Annotated in this window: 10 protein-coding genes; 2 read left to right on the plus strand and 8 right to left on the minus strand. The window is 34.9% G+C overall.

What is annotated here, in order from left to right:
• Positions 1-72 precede the first annotated feature (72 nt).
• Complete coding sequence (locus AAEO59_RS14705) at positions 73-2,517, minus strand: bifunctional UDP-N-acetylmuramoyl-tripeptide:D-alanyl-D-alanine ligase/alanine racemase (protein WP_341701509.1); 2,445 nt, start codon at positions 2,515-2,517, stop codon at positions 73-75.
• Positions 2,518-2,686: 169 nt separating this feature from the next.
• Here AAEO59_RS14705 and AAEO59_RS14710 point away from each other — a divergent pair, with 169 nt between their 5' ends.
• On the plus strand, positions 2,687-3,295 hold the full coding sequence (locus AAEO59_RS14710; protein ID WP_341701510.1) for a hypothetical protein: 609 nt from the start codon (positions 2,687-2,689) through the stop codon (positions 3,293-3,295).
• Here AAEO59_RS14710 and AAEO59_RS14715 read toward each other — a convergent pair.
• The 7 genes from AAEO59_RS14715 to AAEO59_RS14745 all read right to left on the minus strand — a co-directional run bounded on the left by AAEO59_RS14715 (position 3,290) and on the right by AAEO59_RS14745 (position 14,366).
• Complete coding sequence (locus tag AAEO59_RS14715) at positions 3,290-4,003, minus strand: porin family protein (protein WP_341701511.1); 714 nt, start codon at positions 4,001-4,003, stop codon at positions 3,290-3,292. The genes AAEO59_RS14710 and AAEO59_RS14715 overlap by 6 nt on opposite strands.
• A 155-nt stretch (positions 4,004-4,158) precedes the next feature.
• Positions 4,159-5,337 (minus strand): mannonate dehydratase, encoded by a 1,179-nt coding sequence (gene uxuA / locus AAEO59_RS14720; RefSeq protein ID WP_341701519.1) that lies wholly within the window; start codon positions 5,335-5,337, stop codon positions 4,159-4,161.
• A 25-nt stretch (positions 5,338-5,362) separates the two neighbouring features.
• Positions 5,363-6,205 (minus strand): SDR family oxidoreductase, encoded by an 843-nt coding sequence (locus AAEO59_RS14725; protein ID WP_341701512.1) that lies wholly within the window; start codon positions 6,203-6,205, stop codon positions 5,363-5,365.
• 48 nt (positions 6,206-6,253) lie between these two features.
• A complete protein-coding gene (locus AAEO59_RS14730; protein ID WP_341701513.1) occupies positions 6,254-7,450 on the minus strand; it encodes a DUF4861 family protein in 1,197 nt (398 codons plus the stop codon).
• A gap of 115 nt (positions 7,451-7,565) precedes the next feature.
• Positions 7,566-9,725, minus strand: a complete 2,160-nt coding sequence (locus AAEO59_RS14735) for a family 43 glycosylhydrolase (protein WP_341701514.1) — start codon at positions 9,723-9,725, stop codon at positions 7,566-7,568.
• Between the two features lie 138 nt (positions 9,726-9,863).
• Positions 9,864-12,992 carry a glycoside hydrolase family 2 TIM barrel-domain containing protein gene (locus AAEO59_RS14740; protein ID WP_341701515.1) on the minus strand — a complete coding sequence of 1,043 codons (3,129 nt, stop codon included), beginning with the start codon at positions 12,990-12,992 and terminating at the stop codon, positions 9,864-9,866.
• Positions 12,993-13,031: 39 nt separating this feature from the next.
• On the minus strand, positions 13,032-14,366 hold the full coding sequence (locus AAEO59_RS14745; protein ID WP_341701516.1) for a BNR repeat-containing protein: 1,335 nt from the start codon (positions 14,364-14,366) through the stop codon (positions 13,032-13,034).
• 301 nt (positions 14,367-14,667) lie between these two features.
• Between AAEO59_RS14745 and AAEO59_RS14750 the strand changes: the two genes are divergently transcribed.
• Entirely contained in the window at positions 14,668-15,666 is a 999-nt protein-coding gene (locus AAEO59_RS14750; protein ID WP_341701517.1) for a GntR family transcriptional regulator, read from the plus strand.
• Positions 15,667-15,937: the final 271 nt, after the last annotated feature.

Raw genomic sequence — 15,937 nt, forward strand, 5'->3', positions numbered from 1 at the left:
TTTTATAAGTTACACAACATTTAGATGAACTAAAATAACATATTTTTTTAACAAATGAATACCTCAGAAAAATTATCTGTAAAAAACACGTTTAACACGTTGCGAGATACTGGTCAGAATCTCATAAGGAATGGTATTTAGTTTATCAGCAATAAAAGACACATTTAGATTTTCGCCAAAGATAATTACCTCATCGCCTTCAACACAATCAATATCAGTAACATCAACCATGAGCATATCCATACAAACACTTCCTAAAATAGTAGCTTTTTGCTCTTTTATAGTCACAAAACCAACTCCATTTCCCCAGGCACGGGAGATTCCATCAGCATAACCAATAGGAATTGTTGCAATTCTTTTAGGTTGATCAGCCATAAAACGGCGACCATAACCCACACTATCACCGGCAGGAATGACTCTAATTTGAGAAATAATGGATTTTAAAGTCCCAACATTTTCCAATTGCTTTTGCTCCTCAGCATCATTAGAAACACCATACAATCCAATCCCTAAACGACACATATCAAATTGTGCATCCGGGAAATTAGAAATTCCGGAGGTATTCAAAATATGACGAATAGGATGGATTTCTAATTCATTCATGATTTTAGCGGATAATCTATCAAACAATCGAATTTGCGAAAGCGCAAAATCATAATGTTTCGAATCATCACTCGTAGCCATGTGCGACAAAATGCTTTGAACCTTTACATTCGTATTACCTCTTAAAGTCGCAATCAATTCGCCGACCGTATTGTCTTCAAATCCCAAACGGTGCATTCCTGTGTCCAGTTTAATATGGATTGGAAAATGGCTAATATTTTTTTGTTTGGCAATTTTCAAAAAAGCATGCAAACCTTTCAAACTATATATTTCAGGTTCTAATCCATACTGAATAATCGCAGAAAAACTGGTACTTTCAGGATTCAAAACCATAATAGGCAATTTGATTCCGCCATTCTTCAACGAAATTCCTTCATCGGCGAAAGCTACCCCTAAATAATTTACTTTATGATGCTCAAGTAACTTGGCAATTTCCAAACCTCCGTTTCCATAACCAAAAGCCTTCACCATCACCATGATTTTCACCTTAGGTTTCAACTTGGATTTAAAGAAATTCAGATTATAGCTGATCGCATTCAGGTTAATTTCCAAAACGGTTTCATGGGTTTTCTCTTCCAATAAAGTAACAATTTCTTCAAACTGAAACGAACGCGCTCCTTTTATCAATATACTTTCATTGGAAAAATCCAGTTTTTCAAAATTCGAAATAAATTCGGCTGTGGTTTTAAACGTAATACAATTCGAAAATGTATCTTTAAACTCTGATATGATTTCCCCAATTCCGATAACGCGATTGATTTTGTTCGAAACAATTAGCTGCGCCACCTTAGCATACAATTGTTCGTTAGGAAAACCACTCTGAAAAATATCCGAAAGTATCACGGTTTTCTTTTGGAATTGATTCTGACTTTCCAAAACATCCAAGGCAATTTTCAACGACTGAAAATCGGAGCTGTAACTGTCGTCAATGATTGTACAATTGTTGATTCCGTTTTTCACTTCCAGACGCATTTCGACCGGAAAAAGCATTTCCATTCTCGATTGAATTGCATCACTTTCGTAATCAAAATACAGCAACACCATTAAGCAGGAAATCGCATTTTCAATAGAAGCCTTATCAATAAAAGGAATTTTCAATTCATAAGAATTGCTTTTATAGGTATATGACAAAGTCGTTTCGTGATTGAATATCTCTTTTTTAAACACAAAAACATCGGCATTTTCGTTCTTAAAACTCCAGGAAAAAGCTTTTGTTTTAGCACTAATATGTTTTTCAATCTGAGCGCTTTTTTGATAAATCAAAACTTCGGCATCCTGAAACAACAGCATTTTTTGCTGGATTTTTTCTTCCAAATCAGCAAAACCTTCATCATGTGAGGAACCTATATTAGTCAACACACCAATAGTAGGCTTGATGATTGTTTCCAGTTTATCCATTTCGGAAACGGTTGAAATTCCCGCTTCAAAAATCCCTAAATTGTGTTTTTCGTTTATGGCAATTACTGACAATGGTACACCTACCTGCGAATTGTAACTTTTTGGACTTCGGATAATATTATAATCAGGGCTTAAAAGGAAATTAAGCCATTCCTTAACGATAGTTTTTCCGTTACTCCCCGTTAAACCGATAATTGGAAATTCGAAAAGAGAGCGGTAATAAGCCGCAAATTGCTGTAAAGCCACCAGGGAATTTTCAACTACTAAAAAATTAGCTTGATTTTCAAATTCTGCCGGGATATGATTCACCACAAAATTTTGCACTCCGTTTTCAATTAAATCTTTGATATAATGGTGCGCATCATTGTTAGGACCAACTAAAGCAAAAAACAGCGTATGTGTACTATTTTGCAGCGAACGGCTATCAATCGATATATTATCTATGGTTGCTTCGGGATTAATCCCAAACCATTTAGCGTCCAGAATGGAGATGCAGTTTTTTATTATTATACTCATTGATTTAAAAAACGGAATTAAGACTAAATACTTCCTCAAAAATAAGACTTCTTTTTAAATTGAAACCACACAGTTGAAGTTAAAAAAAGGGACTCAAAATAAAACTAATCAGAATAGACAATGACTTTTTACAACTTTCGTTATATTTGTGAGTCTAAGCTATTTCATAATGCCAAAAAGAATTTTCCCTTTTTTCTCTTATATTTTTCATCCGGTATTCATCCCGATATACGCTACCCTTTTTTACCTTTTTTCAAATCATTCTTATTTTTTCAATAAAGAAAAATACCTGGTTTTACTGGAAGTAACTGTAATCACATTTGTAATTCCTATTCTGTTTTTCTTTCTGCTTCGATTTACAGGAAGGATTTCATCGATAATGGTTCCTGAATTATCAGAGAGAAAGTTCCCTTTAGTGGTTCAATGTTTTTTATTGATTCTATTGGTTAAAAAAAGTATCACTTTAGAACTGTATCCTGAACTTCATTTTTTTATACTTGGTGCTTTATCAAGTACTTTAATTGCTTTGATTTTACTTTTTGCGAATAAAAAAGCAAGTTTACATATGATGGGTTTGAGTGCCCTTACTTTTTTTGTATTTGGATTAAGCATGCACCATCAATCGGCTAACTCCATTATGATCATTTTTTTGGTACTCATGAATGGATTAGTTGCTTCTTCACGTTTAATAATGGGAGCACATACACCCAGAGAACTGATATACGGTGTACTTATAGGTAGCATACCGCAAATTCTTTTGCTTTATTTGTGGTTATAAGATATAAAAAATCACCCCTACATTTAAAGCATTCATTTTCGCTTTAACACCATCAATTTCTGCCGATTTAAACAAAGGATTCAAACCGTAATAGGCATATACATTTAGAGTATTATAACCGGCTGAAAGATATAATCCGTAGAGTAATTTATTAAAATCATTATTATTAGTAATCACTGTTTGCCCTTCGTTATTATTCAAGACTGATTTGCTATATACTAAATAACTAAATTTCATTCCGCCATAAATACGCCAAAACTTATAACTCTGATAAGTTGAAGTACGCCATCTAAATTCCAAAGGAACATCAATTAATAATTGCGTAAATTTATTTTTATCAAAATTAGATTGTGTCCCCAAAATTGTATAAGTAGCATTCTGAGCTGTTCCGGAAATTCCTAGATTTTGATTGTAATTATTATAAGTCACACCTATACCCGTAGCAAAGGCTTTAGTTCTGTCTTTATTGATTGGCATATCTCTTAAAAACCCAGCGCCAACTCCAATAGAAAATTTCTGTTGGTTTAAGCCTGTTGGTTTATTTTCAAAAGTATTATAGGTAAAAGCAAAATAAAACTGATCTTCACGGTACAAAGAATCAATTTTAACATCATTAGTATTGTCTTTTAATGTTTCTTGCTGCGCAAAACCTTTAAAAAAAGACAAGAGTAGCAAACACCATAATAACTGTATTTTTAAGAGATCCATATTTTACGTTTAGTTTTTTTAAACCATTAAGAGATTAAGAATATGTAGACTTAATAGGGCTTTAATTTATTAATAGTAAAATTAAATATTTTAAAAGACAACTATTAAAATAATAAAACAAAAAAGGAGCAAAAAAATTGCTCCTTTAAATCGTATTAATTTTGATTTCCTCTGATTCCTCGTTCCAGACCTCTTAATTCGGCTAGACCTCTTAAGCGACCAATTGCAGAATAACCCGGATTCATTTTTTTATCTAAATCGTCCAACATTTGGTGACCGTGGTCAGGACGCATTGGCAATCGGTAATCAGGACGACCATTAGCAATTCTTTTAGCTTGTTCTTCAACGATAGCTTTCATCACGCCGTACATATCAACATCGCCATCCAAATGGTCTGCTTCGTAGAAGTTCCCTTCAGCATCACGTTTAGTTGCTCTCAAGTGAATGAAATTGATACGGTGACCTAATCTTTCGACCATTCCAACCAAATCATTATCCTCTCTTACTCCATAAGAACCGGTACAAAAACACAATCCGTTACTTTTACTATCAACTACTTCAATTAGTTGTTTGGCATCTGCTTCAGTACTTACAACCCTTGGTAAACCTAAAATTGCATAAGGTGGATCATCAGGGTGAATTGCCATTACAATTCCTGCTTTTTCAGCAGCCGGAATGATTTCTTTTAAGAATTCGTATAGATTATTTCTCAATTCGGCATCGCCAATTTCAGCATAATCATCTAATGCTACCTGCAATTGCTCAACTGTATATCCTTCTTCAGCTCCCGGTAATCCGGCAATAATATTTTTAACCAATAATGTTTTTTGGTCTTCGTTCATCGCTTCGAAAACCTTCGTAGCTTTAGCGATTTCTTCTGCTGTATAATCGTTTTCAGCTCCTTTTCTTTTTAGCAAAAACAATTCGAAAGCAGCAAATTCCATACGGTCAAAACGTAAAGCTTTAGAACCATCTTCTACTTCAAAAGACAAATCGGTTCTTGTCCAGTCTAAAACCGGCATGAAATTATAACAAACTGTATCGATACCGCAAGCACCAAGATTAGCAATACTTTGACAGTAGTTTTCAATGTATTTTTTATAATCGCCTTTGCGCGTCTTGATGTTTTCGTGAACCGGGATACTCTCAACTACTGACCAAGTTAAACCAGCATCTTCTATTTCTTTTTTCCTTTTTTGAATTTCTTCAACTGTCCAAACAGTACCATTTGGAATATGGTGCAAAGCCGTTACAATTCCAGTAGCTCCTGCCATTTTAATATGAGAAAGTGGCACCGTATCTTTTGGTCCGTACCATCTCCATGTTTGTTCTATTCCCATTGTATTTTGATTATGTGTATTAAACTCCTGAATAAGCTAAAAATCCTCCATCTACGGCAACAACAATTCCTGTTACGAAACGGGAATCAGGATTACAAAGCCAAAGCAAAGTACTATCTAAATCATTTGGCTGACCAAATCGTCCCATTGGAGTTTGCGATAGAATTTTATTTCCTCTTTCGGTCAAACTTCCGTCTTCGTTAGTCAATAAAGTTCTGTTTTGTTCCGTTAAGAAAAAGCCCGGTGAAAGTGCGTTTACTCTAATTCCTTCCTTAGCAAAATAAACCGAAAGCCATTCTGTTAAATTACTGATTGCCGCTTTGGCAGCACTGTAAGCAACAACTTTTGTCAAAGGATTAAAAGCACTTACTGAAGAAATATTCAAAACACTACATCCTTCTCTACCAATCATATCGGCAGCAAAAACCTGTGTAGGCAATAAAGTTCCAATAAAATTAAGATCAAATACAAAACGTAATCCTTCTGTATCTAAACCAAAAAAAGTTTGCATCCCTTCTACATTCAAATTTTCTCTATCGAAAAAAACGTCAGAAGTTGTTCCTTTAGGATGATTACCACCAGCACCGTTAATAAGAATATCCACTAAACCTAAAGCATCATTAATAGCTTTGTGTGCTGTTCTCAAACTTACTTCATCACACACATCAGCAGAAACACCAATTGCTTTTCCACCGTTACTAACAACTTCATCAGCTAATTTTTGTGCTTTTTCACCATCCCTTCCTAGAATAGCTACTTTAGCTCCCTGATTAGCTAATGCTTTTGTGAATCCGGCACCTAATACTCCGGCACCTCCTGTAATTACGACTACTTTATCTTTAAGTCCTGAAATTAAATCCATTTTTTTGGTTATTTTGTATGTTTTAGCGAAACTACAAAAAAAGATTTACTAATTCCCTTTAATGGTTAGCTTAAGAGGATTAGCTAACAATTTTGCCTGTTTTTGTAATAAAGTATCCCAATCGACTGCATCTTCAACCTGTCCACTTTTTTGCCATGCAAAACCTGCATAATAAACCAATTTATTGTCTTTTGGATGAGTAACTACCAAAAGATTACTTCCTCCTTTAGTTTCAGGAACATCCGTAAACGCATCCGCTACTATTTTTGGATTCGTAACAATTCCTTCTCCAAGGAAAACACCATCCATTTTTTCGGCATAACGAAACCAACCTTCTTTTTTGTTGATTTTTACTTCGCCTTTGTTGTCATGCAAAGCAATTCCTGTGGCTAGGTTGGGCAACGGTCTATTGGATTTATACAAAATTTCAAACTTTGAAAAATTGGAACCTATATCCAATGAAATTCTTTTGGTTTCATTTACTTCATAATAGGTCCAAGGCGCATAATACAATTCGAAAACAGTACGTAAAGGCCCGGCAGTAATGGTTTTATAACCCACAAAATTTTGAGAAACGCTCAACGAATTGGCTTCCCAAATTCCGATACCACCCGTACCACGACTTAGCCCCACTTGGTAAGGATCATAACCCTCACCATGGTCAATATGATAATAACCTGGAGATTTTGTGTTTTCGGCATACCATTTATTAATAATAGGTTTATCCGTACGTTTCAACCATAAATCAATACCGCTGGTTAAAGTTCCTTCGGGTAGTTTTTTTTCTACTCTTTCCTGTGCATCCGGACCATAGGTTCTAAAGGCTACTTTGTCATTTTCCCAGGCATAATCATCCGTTCGTTCCGGCACAAAACGAGAGTAAGCAGTAACTGCACTTTCAGGCAACGGAATCGATTTATCAAATACTATGGTATATTTGGTTTTGCCCTTTGCAGGCACATCTGCCAAAAACAACAGCTCATCAAGTTTCCCATCCTGATTATTATCAGCCCATTGTAAAACCACATAGGCTGCAGTTCCTTCATTTTTAATTCGCAAATCAGCTGTTTTTTTTCCTAACACTATATTAAAAAGTGACTTCCCTTTGATTGAAACCACTTCCTTTCGAGCGAAATCCAAATTGTTTTTTACGGTTATTTTCGCAGTTTTATTTTGGGCACTTGCCAATATTGAAAACGAAAAAAACATCAGTAAACATTTCAACAAATTCTTATCATTTCTCATAATTTAAAAATTGAATTTCAAAAACAGCTTATTATTTTTCATTTTCACCATTAAGAAATTAAGAAACATTAAGTCTGAATTTTCTTGATTTCTTAATGGTAAAAAATATTTTAATTTATTTTTCCAAAGGCTGAATTCCTTCTAATGTAGGTTTTACGGCAATAATATTTCCTGCTTCATCAAAGTACATTCGGTCAATACAAACTTCACGATTGTAACCCGCAGAACGCCCCATTTCAATCCCTTTTGGAATTGTAAAACGGTGGTACACAATATACCATTCATCAGTACCCGGAATCTGAATCACCGAATTATGTCCAGTTCCATAAATTCCCTGAGAAGGATCTTTAGCAATCACCAAATTGTTTTCCGGAATAGTAAAATTACCTAATGGACTATCAGAAGTCGCATAGCGTACTCTGTAATTTTCACTTCGGGTATCATCTTCTGACCATAAGAAATAATACTTCCCTTTTCTGTAAAAAACCTCGGTGCCTTCTCTAAAAGTACGGTCTGGTTTTAAAACTGTCAAAGTATTTTCTTTTACTGAAATCATGTCGTCATTCAATTCGACTCCCACCATAAATCCGTTTCCATAATATAAATAACTTTTTCCCGAAACAGGATCCGTAAACACATCCGGATCAATAATCTGACCTCTGGTAATTCCGTTCGGTTTTGTTGCTACTAATGGTTTTCCAATATCTGTAAACGGTCCCTGAGGATTATCACTTACTGCTACCCCTATTTTTGCTTCCGCAGTATAATAAAAGAAATATTTGTATTGCCCATTTATTTTTTTCTCGGCTGCAGCAGGTGCCCAAGCATTTTTATCAGCCCAGGAAACATCTTTTTTCAAGTCCAGCAAAATGCCGTCATCCGTCCAATCTACCAAATTAGTGGAGGAAAAACTTTTGAAATAATAACCACTCCATTCGAAAAAGCCATCACTGGTAGGATACATATGGAAACGTTTGTCTTTATTAGAATACAAAATTTCAGGATCGGCATAATAGCCTGTCAGAGAAGGATTGTTCCTAACTAGTGCCTTAACGTCAAAAGTAGTTTTGCCTAAAGCACCAAAATCAAAATCATATTTCACTGCTTTTTGAGAAAAATCCTGAGCGCCCATCGGACTTACTTTTGCACCTGACTTTGCAGTAAATTCTGGATCAAAATTTTTCAAGTCGGTTCCGTTTTTAACAGGAAGCAACATTATTTTATTGGCTAAATCAACAACAACATTATTTTGTTTGATAGCCTCTGATTGTCCCATTGAAATTTCTCCATTTGGAAACCAACCATAAGCAGCAATCAATCGATGTGCTTCATCAGCAGTAATCGATAAAACTGTTCCGTGTCTGGGATGGAAATTCATCGAAACCTCAGCATCAATTACTTTAAAATTTTTCAAATCGGTTGAAGCTGTAAATTGGTATTTCCCTTTTCGATACATATCATACATCAAAATATAAGTATCCGAATTGTTTAATTTAAACACCCCCGAACCTTCTACCGATTCATCGGTTTGATCCACATATTCGTCTTTCAAAACATAGCCCGAAGTTAACTTATCAGAAACCGCCACTTTAATTCCCTTATCAGCAGTATCTTCCGTTTTTGAAAACAAATAAAACTTTCCATCTTTCTCTATAATATCAGCATCAATGCAGGAACCGTTTGTCGGGCTAAAAAACAATTGTTTTGGCACCGTTTCCAAGGCGGTAAAATCTTTATTAGCATAAGCATAATAAATAATATCTGTCCCACCCGGTTGCAACATCGAGAAATACACCATGTATTTCTTGGCCTTGGCGTCGTAAATAGTTTGTGGTGCCCAAACACGCTTCACCTCTTTAAAACCATCAAACACTTTTGAAACATCTACTTTTGAAGACGTCCAATGTACTAAATCGGATGATTTTAAAAGTACCATCGCCTGATTGTCCCAACCTTTGGAGGTTTGCAAATCGGTAACAGTCATGTAAAACATCCCGTCATTTCCTCTTAAAATATGCGGATCACGAACACCTCCTGTTGTACTTATTTCGTCAGAATTAATTACTGCCTTGTTATCATTTAAAGCATAGAAATTGTAAACGTCTTTACTAATAGCGTAACGAATTGCTTCTTCAGATTTTGCATTTCCGGTGAAATACACAAAAAGATAAGCACTGTTTTTTTCTGTTGCTTTTTTGGTCGCGCTACAGGAAGTAAAAAGGACTAATACAGTACTTAAAATAAAAGCGAACAATGTAATTTTTATTTGTTTCATATATGAGAAAATTAATCGAACAGCATACAATCACACCCCTAACCCCTCTCAAGAGGGGAATCCGTCCAAATTAAAGACTAAAATTCCCTTTCTTGAGGTGAGTCAGGCTAATATAAATCAGCTAATATCCAAAATAAATTATTTATTAGCATCAAACAAACTCAAAGTAAAGCTATAGCTGTATTTTGGTGCTTTAAGCAAATAAGGGGAATGTGGCAAAGCACCCCAGCTGGTATCACCACCTACTCCACGTTGTGCCAAATCAACATTAACAAAAACAGTATCCTGAGGTTTTACATCATTAGTATGACGTTGTTGTTTAGTTTTCCCCGGATCTAAAGATTCTGTCGATACATTCAACGTACTAAAACTTAAAGCCTGATCTCCCGTAATTTTCAATCCTAAACCATTTTTATTTTGCAAAGAAAACCAACGTGCATCTGTTTTATTTCCACATTCCTGCGGACGGATGTATTCCCAAACAAATTGATTGGCTACTTTATCCTGATAAGTTCCCACAAAAGAAGCGGTCTTTCTATCGGAATAATTTTCTAATGGTCCACGACCGTAGTAACTCAAGTTTTCATAAGCTCCCGGCAACTGCACACGCATTCCGAAACGTGGTATTTCAGGCAAATTTTTATCCGTCACATCAATACTGGCTGTAACTTTAATTTCCCCATTATTTTGAATCAAATAATTTACTGTATAAGGTGCTTTGGCAGCAGCCAAAACATATTGTACTTCAATAGGTAATCCCAAATCGGTTTGTTTTCCTACCGTTACTGATTTCACTTCCGGATTCAAATGAGCATCTTTCCAAACAACTAATTTCTCCTGCATTTTGTTTCCAAAATCATTATCGGTTGGTGCTCTCCAGAAATAAGGTGTTGGGAACTGCGTCATAATTGGATGATTTTCATTTTTGAAATTGTAGCTTTTTAAAACCCCTTTTTCTAAATCGAAAGTTCCGGCTACTGCTTGAGTTTCAAAAGCCAGCTCAGTTCCTTTTTTCTTGATTTTTAAGTTTTTCTTTTTCGAAATTTCAGTAGTTATTTCAGCAAAGAAATTTCCTTTTCCGATGGCAAATTGTTCTCTGGCAATTTCATGATTCACAGGAACTAAATCAGTAGCTGTTTTTGTAAAAGCATACACATTCAGGAAATATTCTCCGTTTTCATTTAGGGTTTCAATTGGCAAATCCAAAGTTGTACTTTTCTCAGGAGCGCAATCAACATCGAATGTTTTTTGTTGCACGACAGTTCCGTTTTTAACCAACTCAAATTTGAATTGGTACTGATTCAAATTGGTATAATGAAAAATATTCTTAACCGTCAAATGATTCGAACCTTCCAAGCTAAACAAAATATCCTGATATACTTTTTTTACCTCAGCTAATCCCGGATGTGGAATCCTGCCGGCATTTACTAATCCGTTAGCACAAAAATTTTCATCATTTTGCAAATCTTTACCTCCTAAATCACCGCCATAAGCATAGAATACGGTTCCATTTGCATCCTGAGTTTTGATTCCCTGATCTACCCAATCCCAAATAAAACCACCCTGCATATGCGGACTGCTATTGATGATATCAAAATATTCTTGAAAATTACCGCTACTATTCCCCATCGCATGTGAGTACTCACACATAATGAAAGGTCGTGTTTTATCAGTAGCAGCAGCGTAATCTTTCATGTATTTAATGCTTGGATACATTGGGCAAACAATATCCGTATTAGCATTTTCTCTGGCTTGTTCAAATTGTACCGGGCGTGAATTATCACGAGCCTTCAACCACTTATACCCTTCGTAAAATACTGGTCCGTTCCCACATTCATTACCCAATGACCAAATAATAATCGAAGGATGATTTTTATCGGTTTCTAACATACGTTGAATTCGGTCCAAATGAGCCGGAAACCACATCGTCACATAAGATGGATGTTTGGTATCGGCAGAAATATTTTGTCCATCAACTCCCATACCGTGCGATTCAATATTAGCCTCGTCTACTAAATACATTCCGTACTCATCGCATAATTCATATAAATACGGATCATGAGGATAGTGACTCATTCGAATCGCATTGATGTTGTTTTGTTTCATCAATTCTAAATCCCTGCGCATCGTAGCTCTGTCTGGCGCATGCCCTTTAGTTTCATGGTGATCGTGAATATTAACTCCACGAACCAACATTGCTTTTCCATTCACTAATAATTGCGCATTTTTAATCTCCACTTTTCTAAAACCTGTTTTTCTATAAATCACAGAATTTTCAGCAGGATTAGCCGTTTCTAATTTGATGCTATAACTGTACAAATAAGGCGTTTCTGAACTCCATTTATTTACATTCGGAACAACTGAACTGAACTCCACTTCCTTAGTAGCATTAGTTACTTTTTTAGTTTCGCTATATACTTTTTTGCCCTGAGCATCTAATAAAGTTAAAGTCAGATTAGCATTTTTAATTTTATTTTGCTGAAAAGCTCTTAATTGAACTGCAGTTTTAAACAATCCATTGGTATAATTCTCATCCAAATCAGCGTGCACAAAATAATCCCAAATAGTCAATTTTGGGCTTGCCTGCAAATACACATCTCGTTCAATTCCGCTTAAACGCCAAAAATCCTGATCCTCTAAATAGCTTCCGTCATGCCAGCGAAAAACCTGTACTGCCAGAAGGTTTTCTCCTTTTTGCAAAAATGAAGTAACATCAAATTCGGCTGCTGTTTTAGAAGCCTTAGTCATCCCAATTTCTTTTCCATTTAAAAAGATGCGGGCATATCCGGAAATCGAGTTAAAATGTAACAATACTTCCTTTCCTGTCCAGTTACCGGGTACGGTAAAAGTTTTTCTGTAGGTTCCCACCGGATTGTATTCGTTGTTTACAAATGGTGGATTTTTTGGAAAAGGATAGGTAATATTTGTATAAATAGGAATATCAAAACCCTGCATCTCCCAGTTAGAAGGAACAGGTATGTTTTTCCAGTTTTTATCATCTAAATCGGTTTTATAAAAATCCTGAGGTCTGTCGGCTGGTTTTTTAACGATGTTAAATTTCCAATCGCCATTTAGACTTTTATAATAAGAAGAAGCTTCTGGCTTATTTGTCGTTGCAATAGCTTCATTTTGGTACAAAACAAAAGTAGCCCTCCCTGCTTCTTTGTTTCGGTCAACAATAGTTGGGTTTTCCCATTCATTTTGTTGCTGTTGTGCGGAAACCAACTGCACAGCTACTAGCAACGCTAACATTATTCTTCTTTTCATTCTCTTATTTTTAGTGGTTTTTAGTGTTCTTTTTTTATATTATTTTTTTCGAATTAAAGGTAACTTATTTAATTCCAAAACCTGAACTGGCTGCGGCGCTACTTTGGCCAATCCTTCGCCGTCGTTCTGACTGACATTTTGAGAAAAAATATGCAATTGTTTTTTTGCCATCCAAAGTTCATTATCAAAATTAGGCTCCCATTGTCCTACAGATTCGGAACTAATATCTTCTACTTGCCAGTTTACTTGATTGCTATTTGTGTAAGCCAATGTGATTTTGTTCGCCCTTTCTTCATCCCGAAAAAGCAGGTACAACATCGATTTATCTACTACAATTTTTGGTCTCGAAATTGGAATTCGTTTCGTTCCTCCTCCTCCTAATGAGAATGAATTTTTATGAAAATCGGTATTAATCAGATTCCATTTTCCATTTTTCAGACACACGACTTTATACTGCGGTATTCCATCGTTGTTCCAATAGGTTGCAATAAAAGGATTCCCTTCAGCATCTGTTGTCATTGCAGTTTGATTAATCAAACTGGAATTTTGAGGTATTTCCCAGGCGATTTCGGCAGAAGCTTTTGTTATAGGTAAATTGTATTTTTCTCCTGAAGATTTTTGCCATGTTTTTCCACCATCAGCAGAGAAAGCATAACAAATATCGTGATTCGTACTTACATCCCAACTTTCTCTCCAAACCCAGGAAAGGTAAATTCCTTTTTCATTGACACACATTTGCCAATATGCCGAACGCTGATTTTCGCCATCAATCAATTTATTTTGCAACACAGACCATTGTTGTGTATGTACCTCATAGGATTTCATAATCATATTTCCTCTTCCCGAAGCTCCCGAACGGTAGCAAAATAACAATTTGCCATCCGGTAAATTATGAAATTCCGGATAGGTCACTTTTGCTTCATCAGTTCCGGTCATTGCTTGTTCAGCACCTAATTCTAAACTAAAAGGTTTTGTACTTCGGGCATAACGCAGGCGGGTATCGTGATGGTCCCAACTTACATGCAAAAAACCTTTACTATCTACTGCAATACTGATATCGTTATGAGCATCTTTGACATTTCCACTGAAAGGAGTCACTACAACTTCCCATTTTTTAGAATTCAACTTACGTTTGGCCAGCACCATTTTTCCCTCCGGATTGTAATAGGCCGTAAACTGAATATTTTTAAAAGTAGTTAGCGCTTTGTTTCTAAAAACAACCGTATTTACTGAATTGTTACTCCAACCCAAGCCAACTTCACTTTCACTAGTTTTTAACTGTGCACTGGCTAATCCTGAAAATAGCATCAGTAATAAACAAGCTCTAACAAAAAAGCTATTTATGTTTAATTTACCATTTAACATCGTATTCATTTGCATTTCTTTTATAAAGCCTTAATTTTTTTATCCGAGGGTTTTCTTTTTAAAATATTTTGAAATAAAATAGCAAATATATTTTTTTCAAAGTTTTTTTTTATGGAGTAAATAACAAATGTATGTACAACATTTACAAAAACAAACCAGTAGCTACCAGTTTTAACAATTAACCACCAGATTTATAATGACAATTTAAAAAAGGTATTTTCTAAAAAACAATCGCTAGCTCTCCACATAAAACATACCAGTACACACCAGTTTGTTTTTTTTGTATATTTAAAACCTCAAAAATTATCACATGAAGATAATATCTGTTAACAAAAGACAAGACCTTCCTAAATACAAACAAATCATTTTATCAGTAGAAATGTCAATTGCTGAAAAAAGATTAAAAAGAGGAGACAAATTACCTTCGGTAAACAAAGTATCTCTTGAATTTGGAATATCCAGAGATACTGTTTTATTAGCTTATGACGAACTCAAGAAAAGAGGAATCATTTATGCTATTTTAGGAAAAGGATATTATGTAAAGAGTGAAGATTTTAGTTTTGAGCAGCGTATTTTCTTATTGTTTGACGAATTAAATGCTTTCAAAGAAGATTTATACAATTCGTTTATGGCAACTATAAACCGAAATGCCGAAATTGACATCTTTTTCCATTATTTCAATCCGGAAGTTTTTAAAAAATTGGTTCATGATAACAACGGAAATTATTCCAAATACATTATTATGCCCACGAACCTCGTTAATGCTGCATCTATCATCAAAACATTACCACCTGAGGACGTTTTCATTTTAGACCAAACTAATAACGAATTAAAAAACTATCCATCTGTTCATCAAAATCATTCCAAAGACACTTTTAATGCTTTAGAATCCGGGAAAATCCAAATAGAAAAATACAAAAAACTCATTTTGATTTTCTCCAGTTATAAACAACCCATGGGCATGAAGGAAGGATTTATTGCTTTTTGCGAAAAATATCAAATTCCATATGATATTATTTCCCATTTTGAAAACAATGAAATACAGCCGGGCAATCTATACCTTATTCCTGACGACCGTCATCTGGTAAATGTAATTGAACAGTCTAAAATACAAAAACTAAATATCGGTACTGATTTTGGAATTATTTCCTACAATGATACCCCTTTAAAAAAAGTTGTCGCCAATGGTATTACCACTATTTCAACAGACTTTCAAGAAATGGGACGTATCCTGGCAGAATTAATTCTGAACCAACGAAAAGAACAAATTGAAAATAAAAGCAGCCTTATTCTAAGAGGGTCTTTATAAAAGAAAAATTCATATTTAAAAAAAACTCAAGATCAATATAATCTTTTTGTATAATTTTATTACTACCAAGGCAAACTTAATTATTTCATAATCTTTATTAAGAAGGTTGTTTAACAATGCTAACCGGGCAAATTACAATACCAGTACCAAGGCACATTCAGAAGTAATCTATCTTTTGAATAAAAATTAAAGAAAATGACCGATTTTAGATATCCATTATCGGTCATTTTTGCTTTTTGAGATTTTTCAAGATATAGTTTCGGCTAAAAAA

The organism is Flavobacterium flavipallidum (genome assembly GCF_038289905.1).
In the GTDB taxonomy this organism is placed as follows: Bacteria; Bacteroidota; Bacteroidia; order Flavobacteriales; family Flavobacteriaceae; genus Flavobacterium; species Flavobacterium flavipallidum.

Coding starts and splice junctions, on each gene's coding strand:
- AAEO59_RS14735 (WP_341701514.1), bottom strand. CDS start 9,725: ATGAAACAAATAAAAATTACATTGTTCGCTTTTATTTTAAGTACTGTA.
- AAEO59_RS14750 (WP_341701517.1), top strand. CDS start 14,668: ATGAAGATAATATCTGTTAACAAAAGACAAGACCTTCCTAAATACAAA.
- AAEO59_RS14725 (WP_341701512.1), bottom strand. CDS start 6,205: ATGGATTTAATTTCAGGACTTAAAGATAAAGTAGTCGTAATTACAGGA.
- AAEO59_RS14705 (WP_341701509.1), bottom strand. CDS start 2,517: ATGAGTATAATAATAAAAAACTGCATCTCCATTCTGGACGCTAAATGG.
- AAEO59_RS14730 (WP_341701513.1), bottom strand. CDS start 7,450: ATGAGAAATGATAAGAATTTGTTGAAATGTTTACTGATGTTTTTTTCG.
- AAEO59_RS14745 (WP_341701516.1), bottom strand. CDS start 14,366: ATGAATACGATGTTAAATGGTAAATTAAACATAAATAGCTTTTTTGTT.
- AAEO59_RS14715 (WP_341701511.1), bottom strand. CDS start 4,003: ATGGATCTCTTAAAAATACAGTTATTATGGTGTTTGCTACTCTTGTCT.
- AAEO59_RS14740 (WP_341701515.1), bottom strand. CDS start 12,992: ATGAAAAGAAGAATAATGTTAGCGTTGCTAGTAGCTGTGCAGTTGGTT.
- AAEO59_RS14710 (WP_341701510.1), top strand. CDS start 2,687: ATGCCAAAAAGAATTTTCCCTTTTTTCTCTTATATTTTTCATCCGGTA.